The 20,337-nt window shown below is 41.5% G+C and carries 16 protein-coding genes; 8 read left to right on the top strand and 8 right to left on the bottom strand.

The features are described from left to right. Nucleotides 1-149 precede the first annotated feature (149 nt). From infA to trxB, 4 genes are all read right to left on the bottom strand, one after another. Nucleotides 150-368, bottom strand: a complete 219-nt coding sequence (gene infA, locus N480_RS18290; protein WP_023401681.1) for a translation initiation factor IF-1 — start codon at nucleotides 366-368, stop codon at nucleotides 150-152. Nucleotides 369-457: 89 nt separating this feature from the next. After that, nucleotides 458-1,162 (bottom strand): arginyltransferase, encoded by a 705-nt coding sequence (locus tag N480_RS18285; protein ID WP_063373873.1) that lies wholly within the window; start codon nucleotides 1,160-1,162, stop codon nucleotides 458-460. Then, the gene (gene aat / locus N480_RS18280) at nucleotides 1,155-1,871 is read right to left on the bottom strand and encodes a leucyl/phenylalanyl-tRNA--protein transferase (RefSeq protein WP_063373872.1); all 717 of its coding nucleotides are present in this window, start codon (nucleotides 1,869-1,871) and stop codon (nucleotides 1,155-1,157) included. The genes N480_RS18285 and aat overlap by 8 nt, the downstream gene beginning before the upstream one ends. Nucleotides 1,872-1,967: 96 nt before the next feature. After that, nucleotides 1,968-2,918 (bottom strand): thioredoxin-disulfide reductase, encoded by a 951-nt coding sequence (gene trxB, locus N480_RS18275; RefSeq protein WP_063373871.1) that lies wholly within the window; start codon nucleotides 2,916-2,918, stop codon nucleotides 1,968-1,970. Nucleotides 2,919-3,173: 255 nt separating this feature from the next. Here trxB and pssA point away from each other — a divergent pair, with 255 nt between their 5' ends. After that, nucleotides 3,174-4,499 carry a CDP-diacylglycerol--serine O-phosphatidyltransferase gene (gene pssA / locus N480_RS18270; protein WP_063373870.1) on the top strand — a complete coding sequence of 442 codons (1,326 nt, stop codon included), beginning with the start codon at nucleotides 3,174-3,176 and terminating at the stop codon, nucleotides 4,497-4,499. Nucleotides 4,500-4,693: 194 nt separating this feature from the next. Here the strand turns inward: pssA and N480_RS18265 are convergent, their stop codons facing one another. Further along, complete coding sequence (locus tag N480_RS18265; protein WP_063373869.1) at nucleotides 4,694-5,701, bottom strand: AraC family transcriptional regulator; 1,008 nt, start codon at nucleotides 5,699-5,701, stop codon at nucleotides 4,694-4,696. Between the two features lie 432 nt (nucleotides 5,702-6,133). Between N480_RS18265 and N480_RS18260 the strand changes: the two genes are divergently transcribed. The 4 genes from N480_RS18260 to N480_RS18245 all read left to right on the top strand — a co-directional run bounded on the left by N480_RS18260 (nucleotide 6,134) and on the right by N480_RS18245 (nucleotide 10,677). Then, entirely contained in the window at nucleotides 6,134-7,201 is a 1,068-nt protein-coding gene (locus N480_RS18260; protein WP_063373868.1) for a DUF4331 family protein, read from the top strand. A 379-nt stretch (nucleotides 7,202-7,580) separates the two neighbouring features. Next, complete coding sequence (egtB, locus tag N480_RS18255) at nucleotides 7,581-8,855, top strand: ergothioneine biosynthesis protein EgtB (RefSeq protein WP_063373867.1); 1,275 nt, start codon at nucleotides 7,581-7,583, stop codon at nucleotides 8,853-8,855. Further along, on the top strand, nucleotides 8,855-9,853 hold the full coding sequence (locus tag N480_RS18250; RefSeq protein ID WP_063373866.1) for an L-histidine N(alpha)-methyltransferase: 999 nt from the start codon (nucleotides 8,855-8,857) through the stop codon (nucleotides 9,851-9,853). Before egtB ends, N480_RS18250 begins: the two co-directional genes overlap by 1 nt. Beyond that, entirely contained in the window at nucleotides 9,853-10,677 is an 825-nt protein-coding gene (locus N480_RS18245; protein WP_063373865.1) for a PhzF family phenazine biosynthesis protein, read from the top strand. The genes N480_RS18250 and N480_RS18245 overlap by 1 nt, the downstream gene beginning before the upstream one ends. A gap of 263 nt (nucleotides 10,678-10,940) precedes the next feature. Here the strand turns inward: N480_RS18245 and nrdA are convergent, their stop codons facing one another. From nrdA to ubiG, 3 genes are all read right to left on the bottom strand, one after another. Next, nucleotides 10,941-13,226, bottom strand: a complete 2,286-nt coding sequence (gene nrdA / locus N480_RS18240) for a class 1a ribonucleoside-diphosphate reductase subunit alpha (RefSeq protein ID WP_063373864.1) — start codon at nucleotides 13,224-13,226, stop codon at nucleotides 10,941-10,943. Between the two features lie 335 nt (nucleotides 13,227-13,561). Continuing rightward, nucleotides 13,562-14,209 (bottom strand): HAD family hydrolase, encoded by a 648-nt coding sequence (locus N480_RS18235; protein ID WP_063373863.1) that lies wholly within the window; start codon nucleotides 14,207-14,209, stop codon nucleotides 13,562-13,564. Continuing rightward, a complete protein-coding gene (gene ubiG / locus N480_RS18230) occupies nucleotides 14,206-14,916 on the bottom strand; it encodes a bifunctional 2-polyprenyl-6-hydroxyphenol methylase/3-demethylubiquinol 3-O-methyltransferase UbiG (protein ID WP_063373862.1) in 711 nt (236 codons plus the stop codon). The genes N480_RS18235 and ubiG overlap by 4 nt, the downstream gene beginning before the upstream one ends. Nucleotides 14,917-15,097: 181 nt before the next feature. Between ubiG and gyrA the strand changes: the two genes are divergently transcribed. The 3 genes from gyrA (at nucleotide 15,098) to aroA (ending at nucleotide 20,323) form a co-directional block, all read left to right on the top strand. Continuing rightward, complete coding sequence (gyrA, locus tag N480_RS18225) at nucleotides 15,098-17,776, top strand: DNA gyrase subunit A (protein ID WP_063373861.1); 2,679 nt, start codon at nucleotides 15,098-15,100, stop codon at nucleotides 17,774-17,776. 184 nt (nucleotides 17,777-17,960) lie between these two features. Further along, nucleotides 17,961-19,043: a 3-phosphoserine/phosphohydroxythreonine transaminase gene (gene serC, locus N480_RS18220; protein WP_063373860.1), complete on the top strand. Its 1,083-nt coding sequence runs from the start codon at nucleotides 17,961-17,963 to the stop codon at nucleotides 19,041-19,043. Continuing rightward, the gene (gene aroA / locus N480_RS18215; protein WP_063373859.1) at nucleotides 19,043-20,323 is read left to right on the top strand and encodes a 3-phosphoshikimate 1-carboxyvinyltransferase; all 1,281 of its coding nucleotides are present in this window, start codon (nucleotides 19,043-19,045) and stop codon (nucleotides 20,321-20,323) included. Before serC ends, aroA begins: the two co-directional genes overlap by 1 nt. Nucleotides 20,324-20,337 lie beyond the last annotated feature (14 nt).

Below are 20,337 nucleotides of genomic sequence, written 5' to 3'. Positions count from 1 at the left end.
TATTAAACGAAAAACGCATAGCGTTGTTAGGAATTTACTAAAATCGGTTGTCAGGCGTGCTCTAAATGCAAAAAACCTAGCCATAAAGCTAGGTTTTTTGCTACATACGTCTTATAGCATCTCAATTGATGCTGGCGAGACGAATAGAATTAACGCGCGCGGAAAACAATGCGTCCCTTGCTTAAGTCGTAAGGTGTTAACTCTACTGTGACCTTGTCACCTGTTAAAATACGGATGTAGTTTTTGCGCATTTTGCCAGAAATATGAGCCACAACAACGTGACCATTTTCTAATTCAACACGGAACATAGTATTTGGTAAAGTTTCAAGGACCGTGCCTTGCATTTCAATTACGTCTTCTTTCGCCATTTGGAGCGTATCACCTCTGTATAAGTTAATCGTTGGAGATTTTGCCCAAAAGCACGCAATAAGTAAAGGAGGGAGCCTAAATTAGTGACTTAAATATTTGTCCAAACGTCTTCTTTAAACTGTTGAGCTGGTAAAAACTGCTTTTTGTAGCGCATTTTCTTGCATTCGTCTATTTGGTAACCAAGGTAAACATATTGTTTATTCTCAGATTTTGCGAGTTCAATTTGTGCCATAATCATGACGGTGCCCAGGCTCATGTGTTCATAATCAGGATCAAAAAAGGTATAGATAGCTGAAAGCGCATTTGGCATTGTGTCGGTAACCGCAATTGCAATTAGTTTTTCTTCGTGCCAAAGCTCAATAAAAGAGATTGGCATCCATCTACAAAATAAAAAACTCTCATATTGTAACCGGTTAGGTGGGTACATCGTGCCATCTTGATGGCGTTCTGATATGTACTTTTCATACAGTGGGTAATAGTTAGGCTTTTCATCGAAACTAACTTGAATTGAAAATTCGTTTTTAATTCTTTTGTACTTCCGTTTTTGAGATTTGGAAGCAACATACTGCTCTGCCAGTACCCTTACTGACTGGCAAGCATTACACATAGGGCAGTGGGGGCGATAGATTTGATCTCCACTGCGTCTAAAGCCAAGGGATAGCAGCGCTTCAAAACGTTCAGGTGAATAGCATTCGTGATCGAGAATTACGAGTAGTTGTTCTTTTCTATTTGGTAAATAACTGCAATCAAACTGTTGACTGAGTCCGATTTTTGATGGGAAGTGTTCAGTCATATATCGCCCTCAGTTCTTGTGGCTGCCACATATCATTTTTTGGAATGTAGTCGCTTGCTACTTTAAGTCTAGTCAAAAATTCAGCTCTAGGAATGACTTTTGCGCCCATAGAACTCAAGTAGGGGTTATCCAACTGACAGTCAATAAAGTGGGCATCATGCCTTTTTAACCAATTTACAAGCGCCCACATTGCCAATTTAGATGCATTAGGAACAGTATGAAACATCGATTCACCGCAAAAAACACCGGATACCATAATGCCATATAACCCACCAACTAACTTGCCTTCTACCCACACTTCGACGCTGTGTGCAAAGCCTTCATGGTGCCCTTGGCAGTATGCTTGAACCATATTTTTGTTTATCCAAGTGCCCTCGTTGTGTAACCTTTGTTCACGGCACCTATCGATAACCTGTTCGAATGCGGTGTTTACAGTTACTTTAGGGTTGAGCTTGTTTTTAGCTTTTTTGAGTGTACGTCCGATGTGAAAATCTTCTAGTTCAAGAATACCTCGTTCACTCGGTGCCCACCACATTATAGGTTCGCGTTCATTGAACCAGGGAAATATACCAAGTTGGTATGCTTTGCGCAGTCTTTGTGTACTAAGGCATCCACCAATTGCTAAAAGTCCATCAGGGTCTGTCAATGCAAAGTGGCAAGGAGGAAAAAGAAAATCAGACGGTGATAAGTGAAACAGCTGTTGCGTCATATCTGAATTAAAGAGTAAGGCAGTTAAGCGCTAAACATACAGTAAGTTTAGCAAAATAAGAATGGAAGCACGCCAAAAAGTGGCGTGCTTAACGTATTATTTTAGATTATCTAAATAACGCTCTGCGTCAAGTGCCGCCATACAGCCGGTGCCCGCTGATGTGATAGCTTGACGATAGATGTGGTCAGAAACGTCACCCGCCGCGAATACACCTTCAACGCTTGTTTGTGTTGCGTTGCCGTTAAGGCCCGATTCTACAACTAGGTAGCCATCTTTCATTTCAAGCTGACCTTCAAACATGTCTGTGTTTGGCTTGTGACCAATTGCAATGAAAACGCCTGCTAAATCTAAGTCTTCAGTCGCATCAGAGTTAGTGTCTTTAATTCTGATACCTGTAACACCCATGTCGTCACCTAAAACTTCGTCTAGAGTGCGGTCAAAATGTAGTACAACGTTACCGTTTTTCGCTTTTTCTAAAAGGCGATCAGATAGGATCTTTTCACTGCGGAAGCTGTCTCTACGGTGAACAACGTGAACTTCTTCAGCAATGTTTGAAAGGTATAGTGCTTCTTCAACAGCGGTGTTACCGCCGCCAACAACAGCAACTTTTTGACCTCTGTAGAAGAAACCGTCGCAAGTAGCACATGCCGAAACACCACGACCTTGGAAGTTAGTCTCTGATTCTAGACCTAGGTACTTAGCAGATGCACCTGTTGCGATGATAAGTGCATCACAAGTGTATGTGCCTTGATCACCTGTTAAGGTGAAAGGTCTTTTTGTTACATCTACTTTGTTAATGTGATCAAAGATAATTTCAGTTTCAAAGCGCTCTGCGTGTTCTTTCATACGCTCCATTAATGCAGGACCAGTTAAGCCGTGTGCATCGCCAGGCCAGTTTTCTACTTCAGTTGTTGTTGTTAGCTGACCACCTTGTTGCATACCAGTAATTAAAACCGGGTTTAAGTTTGCACGTGCAGCATATACCGCAGCAGTGTATCCAGCAGGGCCTGAGCCTAAAATCAGTAGTTTACAGTGCTTATCACTCATTAATTTCTGTCCTAAAATTTAGTATTAGCATTACAATGATGCCGATTCTAAGTAAATCAACCCAGAAGTAAAATAAAAATCAAATAAAGCAAATGGAGAAATTAGAATCTTGTCAAAAATACTGTACTTGATGGAAAAGTAAGCCAACGAAGCTTAAATTGTCGGATCTCCATGACCTTTCTATTTTTTTTTGATATGTTTTAAGGAATTTTTTTTGCTGCCGTAGTGACGGCCGCCCAAGAATATAAGGTATATATGGCATTTTGGCAGGACAACGCTGGCTTTTCTTTAGAGGCAAATAAGTGCACGGTTTTAACAGATGCTAAGCATTATCACAGCGAATTATTATCTCTGATCGGTAAAGCTAAAAAGCGAATTTATATTGCTGCTTTGTATTTGCAAGATGATAGCGCAGGTCAAGGTGTATTGACTGCGTTACACAATGCTTCGTTACAAAACCCAGATTTAGAGATCAAAGTGCTTGTTGACTTTCATAGAGCGCAACGAGGCCTTATTGGAGAAGCAAAATCCGAAGGTAATGCGCGCCTATACTGCGATTTCTTAGAGAAATTTGGCTCAAATGTGCAAGTTTATGGTGTGCCAGTAAAAGCCAAAGAATTGTTTGGTGTACTTCACTTAAAGGGGTTTGTAATTGATGATATGGTGCTGTACAGCGGCGCCAGTATTAATGATGTGTATTTACATCAACAAGACAAATACCGACTTGATAGATACTTTTTGATTGAAAACACAAAGCTAGCTGAAAGCTTTGTTGGCTTTATTGAAAAGCATTTAGTCAGCTCTGAGGCTGTCCCTAGGTTAGACTCGAGACCTTTGCCTTCTTTTGCAGATATCAAACTAGCGCAAAAGAAACTAATGCGTTCTTTGAAAAGGGCAAATTATGATATGTCTGAAGGCGATGAAACGTCAGGATTAAATGTAAGAGCATTCTTAGGCTTTGGTCGCAGAACAAATAAGTTGAATCGATTGATTAAAGCGCTGTTCGACACGACAGAACAAGAGCTAATTTTATATACACCTTACTTCAATTTTCCTGCACCTTTGTTGAGGTCATTGAGGAGATTGTTGAAGCAGGGTAAGTCAATCACTATAGTGGTGGGTGATAAAACTGCTAATGATTTTTATATATCGCCAGATAAGCCATTTAGTCGGATAGGAGCGCTCCCTTATTTGTATGAACGCATTCTTCATAAGTTCCTAAAATCACAAAGAAAGTACATAGAGCAGGGAGTTTTGAACGTGTACTTGTGGAAAGATGGCGCTAACTCTTTCCACTTAAAAGGTATAAATAAAGACAACCAAGTTCACCTAATGACGGGACATAACCTAAACCCAAGAGCTTGGGGGCTTGATATAGAAAACGGTATTTTGATTGAGGATAAAGCTGAAGAGTTAAAGTCTTATATTGATACAGAAAAAGAGGCCATTTTAGCTCATTGCCGAAAGCTCTCTGGCCCTGATGACATTGAGACGCTGCAAGATTATCCTGCGCCAGTACAAAAAATACTGGGGCAAGCCAAACGGGTTAAAGTAGATTTCATTATTAAAAAGTTTATTTAGACACAAATATTTGGGGTTTTGCAATGGCGTGATGACAGAGCAAAGCCCCGTCTTCAGAAATACACGGAAAGGGCGAACATGTTATATAGCGAGCAGTTTGTTACACATGCTATGTTCATACAGCCTGTAATCATTTAACTCCTTATTATAATTACGGTCTTTTCGCGCGTTTAATCTTTAAAGCAGATAGGCAATCACGAAGGACTAGTTGTGCTGCTTTCTGTTTTAAGGGTATTCCGGCGCAGATGCCCAGGACTAACGCCAACAACTTTCTTGAAAGCCTTACTAAATGACGCCTCGGAACGATAACCCACCTGCTCAGCAATACTCACCATTGATTCTTTACCTGTCTTGAGTAAATCTTGAGCAAGATGCATACGCCATTGACTGAGATAGGACATCGGTGTCATGCCAATGATTTCATGAAACAAGTTAGAAAATGCGGATCGAGACATACCTACCGACTTTGCCATACTTTGAACTGTCCATGGCTCAGCCGGCCTTTTATGGATCAAACTTAATGCACAACTTAACCGAGTATCTGCCAATGCCTCAAAATAACCTTTGTTGGGCTGACTGCTATTGATATGCCATCGTAAAACTTGAATAACAAATGCTTCTGTGAGCCTATCCACTACGACTGTGCCACCAGGTAAAGTGGAGCGAGATTCATGGGCTAACAGGTTGGCTAGATTGCTCAGCCTCGACAAAGACCCTTTCTCGTCGCTTTTTATATGCAAAAACTCCGGCATATCTCTTAATAGAGGCAAATTGGAGTGCTGTTGATATTTAAAGTATCCACATAAAAGGGTCGTGATGTTTTTCTCTCCTGCAAAAGGGTTTTCGTTATTGTGAATTTTTTCTAGCAACTTGTCGCCCGGGAAAACGTCGCTACTGGGTTTGTCACTGATATGGTGAGCGGATCCGGTTGGGAATGCCACGATGTCCCCAGAGGATAAATAGGTTTGTTGTTTTTTATCCTTCATAGTGAGCCAGGCCTCGCCACTGACTACGAAGTGAAAAGTGCCGTAGTCAGTACTCCTCTCTTCTATACCCCAAGGGGCAGCAAAGTCAGTACAAAAATAACTACTCGCTTGGAGCCTAATGGCATTGAGAATATCAGATAAAGCATCAGAACCAGCGAGACAGTTTTTAGCTCTAGGAAAATCATCTTCTAAGCTAAATTTAACAAGGTTTGACATTTAACTACTCCGTTTGGTTCACAAGGCAAAAAGCAACATCGCCTTATTGAGTATAGTGCGTCAAAAAGTATGTGATTGAATCGGTTATCAGTTTTTTAGCAAATGACCAATGTGTCTCCATAAGCAAAGATGAGATTCTTCACGCTGATTTCTCTTCGGAGCTTCAACTTTCAACCCAGCAACTTAGAACAAAAACGCTTTCGACAATTATACGATTGGACAAAAGATCAATCTCATCGGTCATGGATATTGCACTTGATGGCACATAGCATTAACGAATACCGCGTATTTGTACTAAAAGCCAATAGATTGCATCGGGTGTTGCGATTACACAGCTTCCAGCAAATACCTTTACCTTAAAATAGGGAGGGGAGGGTATGACCAATAATAAAAACGTTATTGAATTGCACGACAGTATTACAGGAGACCATCATGAGTAAAATACGAGAAAATTCAATCAAAAAGACTGTATTTGGAGCAATACTGGTGGCGATTGGATTCAATCTAAGTCCACCAATAGCGCATGCAAGCCATCATTTCGAAAGTAAATTGGCGCAACAGCATCCAAAGTTTGATTTAACTGATATGTTTGTTTTTAACTCGGACCAGCGTGGTTACACTTCATTTATGATGGATGTAAACCCCACAACTAAAGACAAAGCAGAGTTTGGTGAAAATGGCGTTTATAGCTTTCATATTGCGCGCGACAAATCATTCAGTGGAGGAGGTTTAACGATAACGACGCACTTAGAGGGAGGGCAGTTGGTTTTTGGTATCATTGATGGTGCAAATCAGGCGGTTGGCGTTAAAGGCAAAGTTTTTGGCAAAGCGGCCGTGGGTAAGACTGCTAGGTTCAAAAATGGCATTAAAGTTTGGAGTGGTGCGGCACATGACCCATTTGTTGGAAATTCAGAGGGAATAATAGGATTTTTAACGACTCTGATTGGAAAAGGTAAACTTGAATTGTCAAAGTTCAACAATGGTATTGATTTATTTAAAGATTTTAAAAGCAGCGTTATTCTGATTGAAGTACCAAACAAGATGTTACCGGAGAACATCCACGTGTATGCGACTAGTGCAATGTACAACGTTGATCAGTGGGTACAAGTTAACAGGGTAGCAAATCCGCTAGTCACACATCTATTTTTAGCAAACAACAAAATGGAAGTTAGTGAGCATGTTCATCATCGTCCGGATAGCGATTTGTCTCGTAGATATGCGATATCCGGTATGGTTTTAAGAGCAGTGGCGCTGGATGGGAAAAAAACAAACATAGTAGAGTATTCGGACTCTGTTGCTGAGCAGTTACTACCAGATGTGATTCCATACAAAGTGGGCAGTCGAGCCGAGTACCGTTATGGAAGTGTAAACGGGCGAAAGCCAAGCGATGATGCGATGGATGCGGTGTTAAGCCTTTTTATGGGACGTAAAGTAACCGATCATGCTAATTCCTTTAACAGGCACCCCACTAAATTTCCGTATGTAGTGCCTGTAAAATAAAGCAACTGATAGCATTTATCAAAGTGTTGGTGTTTCTATTTTGTTGAAGCACCTTCTTTGATGACAGCAAACTTTTCAAGTTGAAACCTTATTTACCAGACTAGGTGGTGCAATACGCATTGAGATGTCAATTCGCGGTGCTTTCTTGTGTAAAAGCGTATGGAAGAGCGCAGCAGCACGCTTTCCCTACAGCAAACTTGACACACATACATCACTAGACAATCTTCAATGACTGGAATGTATTTAGTTAGTGCTCAGGTAAGTAGATAAAAACATCGAAATAGTGGCTGGTAGGTCAAGGTTTCAGTGGACATCAGTTTGTGGTGTTTATCTATCAAAAAGCAAGCTAAATTACGAAGGCTTCTTGATCAGGTAGCGTATGAAATGGCAACAATTAAGCAGTAACGAAAAATCTAAGTACTTTATTGATAAATACCTTCGGGTTAGGGAGCGTACAACTTCGCTTTGCTCATGTCTAGTAATTGAAGATTACGTTATGCAACCAGTTGCATATGTGAGTCCACCCAAGTGGCATTTAGGCCACACTACGTGGTTTTTTGAAGAAGTCATATTGGCAAAGTGTTTAAGCGGATATACGCGGTTTAATTGTCAGTATAGGCTGTTGTTTAATTCATATTACAAGTCAGCAGGCAATCATTGGCAGCAAAACCAACGCGGTGATCTTTCAAGGCCAACCGTTGAGGAGGTGATGCGCTATAGAAGCCATGTGGATAAGCTGGTCGTGAATTATTTGTCCAGTGCTGAAGTCGATGATGATGCTTTGTCCTTGTTAGAGGTTGGACTTCATCATGAGCAGCAACATCAAGAGCTGTTGTTAATGGACATTAAATATATCTTTGGATGCAACCCTATCTTACCGTTATTTAGCAAGACTCGCCTTAATACGGCATCTTTCCCCAAACCGGCATGGCGTTCATTTAACGAAGGGATAATTCAAATTGGTGCTTTGGCGGGAACTTTTGCATATGACAATGAAAAACCAAAGCATAAAGCTTATATCTATTCTTTTGCGATTAGCCAAAATACGGTTACAAATGGAGAGTATCTAGAGTTTATTGACAGTGGAGGGTATGACGAAGCGGCGTTTTGGTTAAGCCTAGGGTGGGATTGGGTAACTAGTGAAGAACTCACACACCCACTATATTGGCAAAAAATAGAAAACAAGTGGTATGAGTTTTCGTTACATGGTTTAAATTTACTGGATCTCAATGCGCCTGTCACACACATCAGCTATTTTGAAGCTGATGCGTATGCAAAATGGAAGGGGCACAGGTTGCCTAGTGAGCAAGAGATGGAAGTGTTTTTGACCTCATTCGACAGTGACTTGTTTGGCGTACCTGAGTTTGACAGGCGCCCGAACGAAAAACCTGACATTTATCATCCAACTCAGAGTAGTGTGCCATTTGGCCAGGTTTGGTGTTGGAGTAAAAGTCATTACTCAGGCTACCCTGGCTACAAACCTTATCAGGGAATGCTCAATGAATACAATGGCAAGTTTATGTGCAATCAATTTGTTTTAAGAGGGGGATGTGTAGCCACACCTAACGGTCATTATCGACATAGCTATCGAAATTTTTATGCACCAAATCAACGTTGGATGTTTTCAGGCATCAGATTAGCAAAGGATATTTAATGACACACTTCAGATTACTCACGCAAGACACACATTGCGAAAATACCCAAGATGACCAGTTAGCGATAGAAGTACTGACGGGATTGAGCGCGACACCAAAACACCTGTCAGCAAAGTACTTTTATGATGATACTGGAAGTGAAATTTTTCAAAAGATTACACAGCATGAAGATTATTACCTCACAGCCAAAGAAGTTGAAATCCTGACTCGAATAAGCGGGCAGTTAGCGCAGTTAATTGATGAACCTGAAATTGATATTATTGAGCTTGGTGTAGGGGATGGCCACAAAAGCAAATTGATTATAGATGGTTTTTTACAAATTGGCTGCAAAGTAAATTTTTACCCTATCGATATTTCAGAAAAAGCCATGGTAATGTTACAAGAGAACATTGTACCGGATGAAAGGTTGGCAATTCATGGTGTCGTTGCAGAGTATTTTGAAGGGCTAAAGCTCGTTAGAAGTCAATCGAGTAACAAGCAATTGGTACTCTTTCTAGGCTCTAATATTGGTAATTTTAATCGAGAGCAGAGTCATGGTTTTCTAAGAAAACTCTGGATGAGTTTGAATGCATCAGACTTTATTTTAACTGGTTATGATTTGAAAAAGGACGTGAATAAACTCACTGCGGCTTACAATGATAAAGCTGGGCTGACGGCACAATTTAACCTCAATTTACTGCATCGAATAAACACCGAATTGGGTGGCAACTTTAAGCTAGATAAGTTTCAACATTTTGGCGTTTATAACCCCATATTAGGTGCAATGGAAAGCTATGTGCTTTCAACCGAAAAGCAGGAAGTATACATCTCTGCGCTGCAACGCGCATTTCAGTTTGATGCATATGAAGCTATCCATCTAGAATATTCGTTTAAGTTTACACCTCATGATATTGAGTGTTTGTGCCAACAAACTGGCTTCAAAGTCATTCAACACTTTACAGATGATCAGCATCATTTTGTCGACTCTCTTTGGCAAGTGGTCAAAGATGACCTGTAATGCAGGTAAGAGACGTGGTTGGCGAAACAATCGATATGAATGAGGTTTTTGTTCGTCAAGTGTTTTGTTCGCAGCACTATCGAGGTAGCTTTGCGCATGTTAGGTTGTGCACGCGCTTCTGTGAGTTTAATGATGATGAAAACCTTCAATCCATAGCCGCTAGCAATACAGCAGCTGCGACAGTTTTTGTATTTCTGAAGGCTGGTGGCGCTCATTTAATTCGTTGGTTCTCCCCATTCAGTGAGATTAAACTCTGTGGCCATGGTACATTGGCTGCAGCAGACGTTTTGTTCACAGCCTTAAATACATCTCAAGATACACTACGCTTCCAGTCTGCCAGTCACTTAATTTGTGTTGAAAAGGAGGCTTCGGGTAAATACAAAATGTTGCTTTCTTCAATCAAACTCAGACCCAGCGCGCTATGGAGCGACATTTTCAATATTTTTGGCGAAAATGTTTGTAGATTGGAACACACAGAGTCTGACGATGGTTACTTCGTGGCCCAGGTGCCAAATAAGGGTAGGTTGCCCAGTTTTGAGTTTGATGTTGCTAAATATTGTCAACTTACACGCAGAGCGTTACTTGTTACGGCTCAAGATATTGAACAATCTAATACGCTATATTTTAGATATTTTGCACCGCAGTATGGGGTTAAAGAAGACCCCGCAACAGGATCTGTGGCGCCACTATTGGCGGAGTTTTGGCAGCTACCCTTCCATCAGGTTTTCAACTGCTATCAATTGTCACCTCAAGGCGCTTGTTATCAAATATCGAGGAACAAGGATCAGGTATGTGTTTTGGCAAATGTGCGAACTCCTTGTTAGTTAGACTCACAGCCTTACACTTTGAGTAAAATATTTTGTATGAATTTCCTAACGTCAATATAGCAGTGAGGCTTTAGTGAGGGAAATAGTGCGAATGGACACTCATTGAGACAAGTGTGAACAATGAGAATAACAGCTTGGGTTGTCACTATTGCCACAATAAATATTATATTGGGAGGTTTTATGGGAGACTTTAATTGGCTTTACGTCATTGAATTAAAAAAGCCCAGCTTTTGCTGGGCTTGTTACTATTTTATGGCTTGTTAAATTTTACAAGCGCCGCCTTCACAGCCATCATCTTCTGCTTCTGGCTTCAATTCGTCTTGCGCATCTGCCGCACCATCACGGGTGTTATGGTAGTAAAGCGTCTTAACACCAAGTTTGTATGCTGTAAGTAAATCTTTTAACAACAGCTTCATTGGTACTTTACCACCCTCAAACTTTGTCGGGTCATAGTTTGTGTTAGCTGAAATTGTTTGGTCAATAAACTTTTGCATGATACCTACAAGGCCAAGGTACCCATCATTTGATGGAATATCCCATAGTAGCTCATACTGATCTTTAAGCTTTTCATACTCTGGTACTACTTGTTTCAAGATACCGTCTTTACTCGCTTTAACACTGATGTGGCCACGAGGTGGTTCGATACCGTTAGTTGCATTAGAGATCTGAGAAGAAGTCTCTGAAGGCATCAATGCAGAAACTGTCGAGTTTCTCATACCAAATTCTTTGATGCTGTCTCGAAGTGCGTCCCAGTCTAGGTGTAAAGGCTCATCGCAGATGCTATCGATATCTTTTTTATATGTATCGATAGGCATGATACCTTTTGAGTAAGTCGTTTCATCAAACTTAGGACATGCGCCACGCTCTTTCGCTAGTTCGTTAGACGCTTTCATTAGGTAGTATTGAATCGCTTCGAACGTTTTATGCGTCAATGCGTTTGCACTACCATCGGAATACTTCTTACCATTTTTAGCAAGGTAGTAAGCAAAGTTAATTACACCGATACCCAGAGTACGACGACCCATTGTCGCTGTGTGTGCAGCCGGAACAGGGTAGTCTTGGAAATCCAACAAGTTATCTAGTGCACGAACAGCAAGCTCAGCTAGCTCTTCTAGCTCAGATAAGTCTTTGATTGCGCCTAAGTTGAATGCCGAAAGAGTACAAAGGGCGATTTCGCCTTCTGCATCATTCACGTTGTTAAGAGGCTTCGTAGGTAAAGCAATTTCTAGACAAAGGTTTGATTGTCTAATCGGCGCAACCTTTGAGTCAAACGGGCTGTGTGTATTACAGTGATCCACGTTCTGTAGGTAAATACGACCAGTACTTGCACGTTCTTGCGCAAACATTGAGAACAGCTCAATTGCTTTAATACGCTTCTTACGAATTGATTCGTCTTTCTCGTACTTAGTGTAAAGTTCTTCGAAAAGCTCTTGATCTTCAAAGAATGCGTCATAAAGCCCTGGCGTGTCTGATGGGCTAAACAACGTGATATAGTCGTCTTTTAAAAGGCGAGAGTACATTGTTTTGTTGAATTGAACACCATAGTCCAAATGACGAACGCGGTTTTCTTCAACACCACGGTTGTTCTTAAGAACAAGTAAGTTCTCTACTTCTAGGTGCCAAAGCGGGTAGAATAGGGTAGCTGCACCACCACGAACACCACCTTGAGAGCAGCTTTTTACCGCCGTTTGGAAGTGTTTGTAGAATGGAATACAGCCCGTATGGAAAGCTTCGCCGTTACGAATAGGGCTGCCTAGAGCACGGATCCTACCTGCGTTTACACCGATGCCTGCACGTTGGCTAACATATTTTACGATAGCAGAAGAAGTTGCATTGATAGAATCAAGGCTATCATCACATTCAATCAGTACACACGAACTAAATTGACGTGTTGGTGTACGTACGCCAGCCATAATAGGCGTAGGTAGAGAAATTTTAAACTGAGAGACAGCATCATAAAAACGTTTGATGTAATCAAGACGTGTTTCTTTGTCGTAATCTGAGAATAGACTTGCTGCAACAAGTATGTACAAGAACTGCGCGCTCTCGTAAATTTCACCTGTTACACGGTTTTGAACTAGGTACTTTCCTTCCAATTGCTTTACTGCGGCATAGCTAAAAGTCATATCACGGCTATGATCAATGTACTCATTAAGTTCATTGAGTTCTTCGCGTGTATAGTCTTTCAATAGGTGCTCGTCGTAACGCTTTTCTTCCACAAGCTTGACGATTTGGTCGTAAAGGTGTGGTGGCTCGAACTGACCGTAAGCTTTTTTCCTTAGGTGGAACACAGCTAAGCGAGCGGCTAGGTATTGATAATCTGGAGTGTCTTTAGAGATTAAGTCAGCAGCTGCTTTGATGATAGTTTCATGAATGTCTTCAGTACGGATCCCGTCATAAAACTGAATATGGGATTTTAACTCTACTTGAGAGACTGAGACATTATCTAGACCTTCTGCGGCCCAAGTTATCACACGATGAATTTTATCTAAATCAAGCGGTTCTTTACGACCGTTTCTTTTACTGACAGATAATTGTTGGTTCATAAGCTATGCCTGTATTCCCAAGTTCTTTATATTGGTTAGGAAATCACCACTAGATATGGTGCCTATTTGAAAGTGCATCACAAGATAGTGTGGTTATTTGTATTTTGCAATAGAACAAATTGGCTCAGATTGTGGATAACATTGGGATAAATTCAAGACGTTAGTATTTACTAACCTTCAATTATCCACGTTGTCTGAGCCCGTAAAAAAATCAACTTCAATACAAGGATTTTTGTCTTTTTTTGGTAAAAAATCCGAGTGATTTTTTTATGTTCAATTATTTTCCCAACTAAGTGTAAGACACAATATGTAGTGTCTCAAATTATAATTTCTCACTATATATGCGAAATTATATCTGTTGGGTGTTCTAGATTTAATTCAGCACCCCAAGAGAGTGCGTCTTGCAAAGAAGGTATGAACCCCCACAAAGCGGAGACCGAACGCATTTCAGCGGCATGGGCGGCTTCAATGTCTCTTTGCGCATCACCCACATAAATACATTGAGCAGGTTCAACACCAAGCTGTTCTGCGGCTAATAGCAATGGCTCTGGATTGGGCTTTGCGACTGTTAGCGTGTCTCCACAAACCACAACTTTAATATGAGCCAGATCAGGGATCTGTTGTAAAAGGGGGATTGTTAGAAAGCCTGGTTTATTGGTCATGATGCCAACAGCAATATCCATTGATTCGAGCTTTTGCAATAGCTCGGAGATACCGTCGAAGCAATGAGAATGGACAGCAATATTTTGCGCGTAGCTATCTAGCACTTGTTGTCTAAGAACTTCAACATCGTAGTTTTTTAGCGTTTCTCCAAATCCAACTTCAAGCAAAGCTTTTACTCCGTTTGAAATAGCTGGACTGTATTCACGTTTAGAAACAACGGGTTTGTTATGAATACGTAATACATGGTTGAGCGCGGCGCCTAGGTCATCGCTGGTATTCAACAAGGTTCCATCTAGATCGAAAATAACGGCTTTGGTCATGCTAGTTTCTCGAAATGCAGTAGGTAATTAACACTGACGTCATCACTTAGAGTGAACGTTTTAGTGAATGGGTTATAGCTGATCCCAGCTGAATGACGAACTTTTAGTCCATGTTGCTCTGCCCAGCCAATTAAAGTTGAAGGACGAATAAACTTGTTATGGTCGTGCGTGCCTTCTGGTACCATTTTTAGTAACTTCTCAGCGGCGACAACAGCGAGTAAATATGCTTTATGTGTCTTGTTTAGAGTTGAAAAGAATACGCTTGCTCCAGGCTTCGCTGCTTTGGCTACTGCGGCAATGATCGCAGAAGGATCCGGTACATGCTCTAGCATTTCCATACAGGTTACGACATCAAATTGCTCTGGGTTCTCATCCGCAAACAGCTCTGCTGGTATTTTCCTATATTCGACAGAAATGCCGCTTTCAAGGCTGTGCAACTTGGCGACATTGAGTGGCTCTTGTCCCATGTCGATACCTGTAGCTTCTGCGCCAAGCTTGGCCATACTCTCGGTTAAAATGCCGCCTCCACAGCCAACATCAAGTACTTTTTTTGCGAAAAGCCCAGCACTTTTGTCATTTATAAAATCTAATCGCAGTGGATTGATGTCGTGTAGTGGTTTAAATTCACCTTCTGTATCCCACCATCTTTCGGCAATTTCTTCGAATTTCGCGATTTCTTCGTGGTCTACATTTTGATGTTCGGTCATAAAAAGCTTCCTCGTTTATCTGGGCGCATTGTATTGGCTATTTATAAAAATACCAGACATTTTACGACTGCAAATTAGATTTATCTGTGTTAGTATCGGCAGCCGAATAAATAATAACTTAACCCTTTGGCACCAATAGTGTGACATAAAAGGGCAAGACTCTGAAGGAAAGTGGTATCAAATGACTGATCTCGCCAATGAAATCCTCCCGGTCAATATTGAAGATGAATTGAAAAATTCATACCTAGATTACGCGATGAGTGTAATCGTAGGGCGTGCATTGCCAGACGTACGTGACGGTTTGAAGCCTGTTCACCGCCGTGTGCTTTTCGCAATGAACGAATTACGCAATGACTGGAATAAACCATATAAAAAATCAGCTCGTGTAGTCGGTGACGTTATCGGTAAATACCACCCTCATGGTGATAGTGCGGTTTACGATACAATTGTTCGTATGGCTCAGCCTTTCTCACTTCGCTACATGCTCGTTGATGGTCAAGGTAACTTCGGTTCAGTAGATGGTGACTCAGCTGCTGCGATGCGTTATACCGAAGTTCGTATGGCTAAAATGTCTCATGAACTATTAGCTGACCTAGAAAAAGAAACGGTAGACTACGTACCTAACTACGATGGTACCGAGCAAATCCCTGATGTTTTACCGACCAAAGTGCCTAACCTGTTAGTAAACGGTTCATCTGGTATTGCGGTTGGTATGGCGACGAACATTCCGCCTCACAACTTGACAGAAGTTATCAATGGCTGCTTGGCGATTATTCAAAACCCAGATATCACCATTGAAGAGTTAATTGAATATATTCCGGGCCCTGATTTCCCAACTGCAGCAATTATCAGCGGCAAAAAAGGGATTGAACAAGCTTACAAGACTGGTCGTGGTAAAGTTTATATCCGAGCTCGCGCGGAAATCGAAACTGACGAGAAGACTGGCAAAGAAACCATCATTGTCAATGAAATCCCTTATCAAGTTAACAAAGCAAGATTGATTGAGAAAATTGCTGAGTTAGTTAAAGACAAAAAAGTTGAAGGGATCAGTGCACTACGCGACGAGTCAGATAAAGACGGTATGCGTATTGTTATTGAGATTAAGCGTGGCGAAGTAGGCGAAGTTGTCCTTAATAACTTATACGCGCAAACTCAGCTACAAACTGTGTTCGGTATGAACATGGTTGCTTTGGATAACAACCAGCCTAAGTGTTTCAACCTGAAAGAAATGCTAGAAGCGTTTGTTATTCACCGCCGTGAAGTTGTGACACGCCGAACAGTATATGACCTGCGTAAAGCGCGTGATAGAGCACACACTCTTGAAGGTCTGGCAATTGCACTTGCGAACATCGACCCAATTATTGAACTTATTAGAAAGTCTCCAACACCATCTGAAGCAAAAGCCGCGTTAACATCTCGCGCTTGGGAGCTTGGCTCAGTACAGCCGATGCTTGAAAGAGCCGGAGAGCAAAATGTTGCTAGACCGGATTGGTTGGCACCAGAGCTTGGTATTAGAGACGGTCAGTACTACCTATCAGAGCAACAAGCTCAGGCGATTCTAGACCTTCGTCTTCACAAGCTAACTGGCTTAGAGCATGAAAAGATCTTAGGTGAATACCAAGAGTTATTAGAACTAATTGCAGAATTACTACTCATTCTTTCTTCGCCAGAGCGTTTAATGGAAGTTATCCGTGATGAGCTTGTAGAAATTAAAGAAGTGTATGGTGACGAGCGTCGCACAGAAATCACTGCAGCAGCCCATGATATTAGCTTAGAAGACTTAATCAACGAAGAAGATGTTGTAGTAACGCTTTCTCACGAAGGTTACGTTAAGTACCAGCCATTATCAGATTACGAAGCACAGCGTCGTGGTGGTAAAGGTAAAGCAGCCACTAAGATGAAGGATGAAGACTTCATCGAACGTCTGCTTGTCGCGAATACACACGATACGATTCTGTGCTTCTCGACAGCGGGTCGTTTGTATTGGTTGAAGGTGTATCAACTGCCTCTTGCTTCTCGTCAGGCACGTGGTAAGCCAATCGTTAATTTACTGCCTCTTGAAGCAGACGAACGTATCACGACAATTCTACCTGTTCGTGAATACGAAGAAGACAAGTACGTATTAATGGCAACTGCTAACGGTACAGTGAAGAAAACACCTTTGACAGCATACAGCCGCCAGCGCGCGAGCGGTATTATCGCTATTAACCTAAATGACGGCGATAACCTAATTGGTGCAGATATCACTGATGGTAGCAATGACATCATGTTATTCACCGATCACGGTAAAGTTGTCCGCTTTAATGAGAAGCTACGCGACTCAGAAACAGGTGAAGTAAAATTAGACCCAGAAACGGGTGAAGAAATGCTAGCGCTTCGTCCAATGGGCCGTACTGCAACGGGTGTCCGTGGTATCAAGATGCCTGATGGCGTGAAGGTGGTTTCTTTAATCGTACCTAAAAACGATGGTGCTATCTTAACTGTAACCGAGAATGGCTATGGTAAGCGTACACCGCTTGAAGAATATCCTGCTAAGAGCCGTGCAACGCAAGGTGTTGTATCTATCAAAGTAACTGAGCGTAACGGTAATGTAGTTGGCGCTGTACAGGTAGAAGACAACAACGAAATCATGCTAATTTCAAATAGAGGTACGCTCGTTAGAACTCGTGTTAACGAGGTGTCTACCGTTGGTCGAAACACACAAGGTGTTATCTTGATCCGTACCATTGAAGATGAGCAAGTAGTTGGACTCCAGCGTATTGAAGAAATCGAAGTGGATGACCTTGAAGAGGTAGCCACTGATGAGGCGACTGGTGAACAAGCACCAGAAAATACACCGGAACAAGACTCAGAAGAATAATAAAAGCGGCTTAGGCCGCTTTTTTATTAAAAAAATTCAATCAAATTAAATTATTTAGCAGATAATTTTGTTTCATCAAACATCGTATTTGATGTAAATTCATAGACTACTATTTTATGTTCGGCGCGTTTAACCTGCAGAGCATTCGTCTTTTATAACGTCTTTTATTTGGAATGAGGAAAAAATGACCGTTTATAATTTTTGTGCGGGGCCAGCTATGTTGCCTCCAGCCGTAATGGAAAAAGCCCAAGCTGAATTTATTAATTGGCAAGGTCTGGGTGTTTCGGTAATGGAGATAAGCCACCGTTCTAAACCGTTTCTTGAGTTGGCACAAGAGTGTGAAGCTAGTTTGAGAAGGTTAATGAATATTTCAGATGAATTCGAAGTCTTGTTTATGCATGGTGGTGGTCGTGGCCATTTTGCTGCAGTACCGCTTAATTTGCACCTAGACGACGCACCAGGCGTCTATGTTGAAAACGGTATTTGGTCTGTTGGCGCCACGAAAGAAGGTGCTAAGTTTACGGCTGTAGAATCTTTGGACATTCGAACAGATGCCGAAGGAAAGTTTGATATTTTGCCTGTAGAAAAGTGGGCATTACCAGAGAAAGCATCCTTTATTCACTATTGTCCGAATGAGACAATAGATGGCATAGAAATATTTGATGTCCCTAAGCATCCAACCGCGCCGATTGTCGCGGATATGTCTTCAATGATTTTGTCGCGTGAAATTAATGTGGACGATTTTGATCTGATTTATGCAGGTGCACAAAAGAATATAGGACCTTCTGGGCTAAGTATCGCAATTGTTCGCAAGACTCTTTTAGAAAGAAAAGGCTTACCAAGACCGGCCATCTTAGATTATGCAATCGAAGCAAATCAAAATAGCATGTATAATACGCCGCCTACTTATGCGTGGTATTTAGCTGCTGAGGTGTTCAAATACCTAGAGTCAATCGGTGGCGTACCTGCAATGGAAAAGCACAACCGAGATAAAGCAGCACTCCTTTATGACTACATTGATAGTTCAGAGTTTTATTTCAACAAAGTCGCAACCGATTGCCGTTCTTTGATGAATGTACCTTTCTGGTTAAAAGACGATGCGCTAAATGAAAAGTTCTTAGCTGAAGCGGAACAAAATGGCTTGATGGCACTTGAAGGTCATCGTTTTGTTGGTGGTATGCGAGCAAGTATTTATAACGCAATGCCCAAAGAAGGTATCGAAGCGCTAATCGCATTTATGAAGCGCTTTGCTCAGGAGAATAGCTGATGGAACAACTCTCTCTACAACCGATTAAAAAAGTATCGGGCTCGGTTACATTGCCTGGGTCAAAAAGCTTATCGAATCGAATTTTGTTGCTTGCTGCGTTATGTGATGGTGTGACTGAAGTTCGAAATCTGCTGGATAGTGACGACATTCGTCATATGCTTGGCGCGCTAGATGAAATGGGTGTACAAGTTCAATTAAACGAAGACAAGACGGTCGCAACAGTGCATGGCACAGGTGGTAAATTAATCACTCCTCAAGCGCCGTTATTTCTAGGTAATGCCGGTACCGCATTTCGCCCCTTAACTGCAGTCTTGGCTGCGACACAAGGCAAGTTTACGTTAACCGGTGAACCTAGAATGGAAGAAAGACCAATAGGGCACTTGGTAGATGCACTTGACGCGTTGGGCGCTGATGTCACGTATCTCAAGAATGAGCACTACCCGCCATTGGAGATCGCAGGTAAAAAAATTGCCGGAGGTAGAGTGGAAATTGACGGTAGTATTTCTAGTCAATTTTTAACTGCATTGCTGATGGCTGCGCCTTTGTTTGAAGGTGATAGTGAAATCAAAATAATTGGCGAGCTTGTATCGAAACCATATATAGACATCACACTCGGAGTGATGAAGCACTTTGGTGTTGTGGTGGAACATGACAACTATCAAGTCTTTTATGTTAAGGGACAACAAGGTTATCAATCACCAGGTAGCATTATGGTTGAAGGGGATGCCTCCTCTGCATCATATTTCGTTGCCGCAGCTGCAATCTCTGGTGGAGAAATTGAAATTAACGGTGTTGGTTTAGCTAGTGTTCAAGGGGATATTGGTTTTGCCAAAGTGATGGAGCAAGTAGGCGCTCAAATTGAATGGTTTGATGAAAAACTCATCGTTAGAAAAGGCCATTTGAAGGGCGTCGATATAGACGCCAATGAGATTCCTGATGCCGCAATGACACTGGCAACTGTTGCTCTTTTTGCTGAAGGTAAAACGGCAATACGAAATATTTATAACTGGCGCGTAAAAGAAACAGATAGATTATTTGCGATGGCAACGGAGCTTCGTAAAGTGGGGGCTGAAGTCGTTGAGGGTGAAGATTATATTGAAGTTACACCACCGACAGAATTTAAATTAGCCGAAATTGATACTTACAATGACCACAGAATTGCCATGTGTTTTTCTATGGTGGCTGTAGGAGGAAAACCAGTTGTAATCAACGACCCTGGTTGTACAGCAAAAACTTTTCCTACCTATTTCGAAGTACTATCTTCCATCTCTCAATTCTAAAAATTCTATAGGTG

The sequence above is a fragment of the Pseudoalteromonas luteoviolacea S2607 genome (assembly GCF_001625575.1).
GTDB lineage: Bacteria > Pseudomonadota > Gammaproteobacteria > Enterobacterales > Alteromonadaceae > Pseudoalteromonas > Pseudoalteromonas luteoviolacea_E.
This window is presented reverse-complemented; position numbering and strand designations above follow the sequence as displayed.

What these genes read in the sequence shown, in the direction of transcription:
- infA (WP_023401681.1), bottom strand. Translation starts at nt 368, where the DNA reads ATGGCGAAAGAAGACGTAATTGAAATGCAAGGCACGGTCCTTGAAACT.
- N480_RS18285 (WP_063373873.1), bottom strand. Translation starts at nt 1,162, where the DNA reads ATGACTGAACACTTCCCATCAAAAATCGGACTCAGTCAACAGTTTGAT.
- aat (WP_063373872.1), bottom strand. Translation starts at nt 1,871, where the DNA reads ATGACGCAACAGCTGTTTCACTTATCACCGTCTGATTTTCTTTTTCCT.
- trxB (WP_063373871.1), bottom strand. Translation starts at nt 2,918, where the DNA reads ATGAGTGATAAGCACTGTAAACTACTGATTTTAGGCTCAGGCCCTGCT.
- pssA (WP_063373870.1), top strand. Translation starts at nt 3,174, where the DNA reads ATGGCATTTTGGCAGGACAACGCTGGCTTTTCTTTAGAGGCAAATAAG.
- N480_RS18265 (WP_063373869.1), bottom strand. Translation starts at nt 5,701, where the DNA reads ATGTCAAACCTTGTTAAATTTAGCTTAGAAGATGATTTTCCTAGAGCT.
- N480_RS18260 (WP_063373868.1), top strand. Translation starts at nt 6,134, where the DNA reads ATGAGTAAAATACGAGAAAATTCAATCAAAAAGACTGTATTTGGAGCA.
- egtB (WP_063373867.1), top strand. Translation starts at nt 7,581, where the DNA reads ATGAAATGGCAACAATTAAGCAGTAACGAAAAATCTAAGTACTTTATT.
- N480_RS18250 (WP_063373866.1), top strand. Translation starts at nt 8,855, where the DNA reads ATGACACACTTCAGATTACTCACGCAAGACACACATTGCGAAAATACC.
- N480_RS18245 (WP_063373865.1), top strand. Translation starts at nt 9,853, where the DNA reads ATGCAGGTAAGAGACGTGGTTGGCGAAACAATCGATATGAATGAGGTT.
- nrdA (WP_063373864.1), bottom strand. Translation starts at nt 13,226, where the DNA reads ATGAACCAACAATTATCTGTCAGTAAAAGAAACGGTCGTAAAGAACCG.
- N480_RS18235 (WP_063373863.1), bottom strand. Translation starts at nt 14,209, where the DNA reads ATGACCAAAGCCGTTATTTTCGATCTAGATGGAACCTTGTTGAATACC.
- ubiG (WP_063373862.1), bottom strand. Translation starts at nt 14,916, where the DNA reads ATGACCGAACATCAAAATGTAGACCACGAAGAAATCGCGAAATTCGAA.
- gyrA (WP_063373861.1), top strand. Translation starts at nt 15,098, where the DNA reads ATGACTGATCTCGCCAATGAAATCCTCCCGGTCAATATTGAAGATGAA.
- serC (WP_063373860.1), top strand. Translation starts at nt 17,961, where the DNA reads ATGACCGTTTATAATTTTTGTGCGGGGCCAGCTATGTTGCCTCCAGCC.
- aroA (WP_063373859.1), top strand. Translation starts at nt 19,043, where the DNA reads ATGGAACAACTCTCTCTACAACCGATTAAAAAAGTATCGGGCTCGGTT.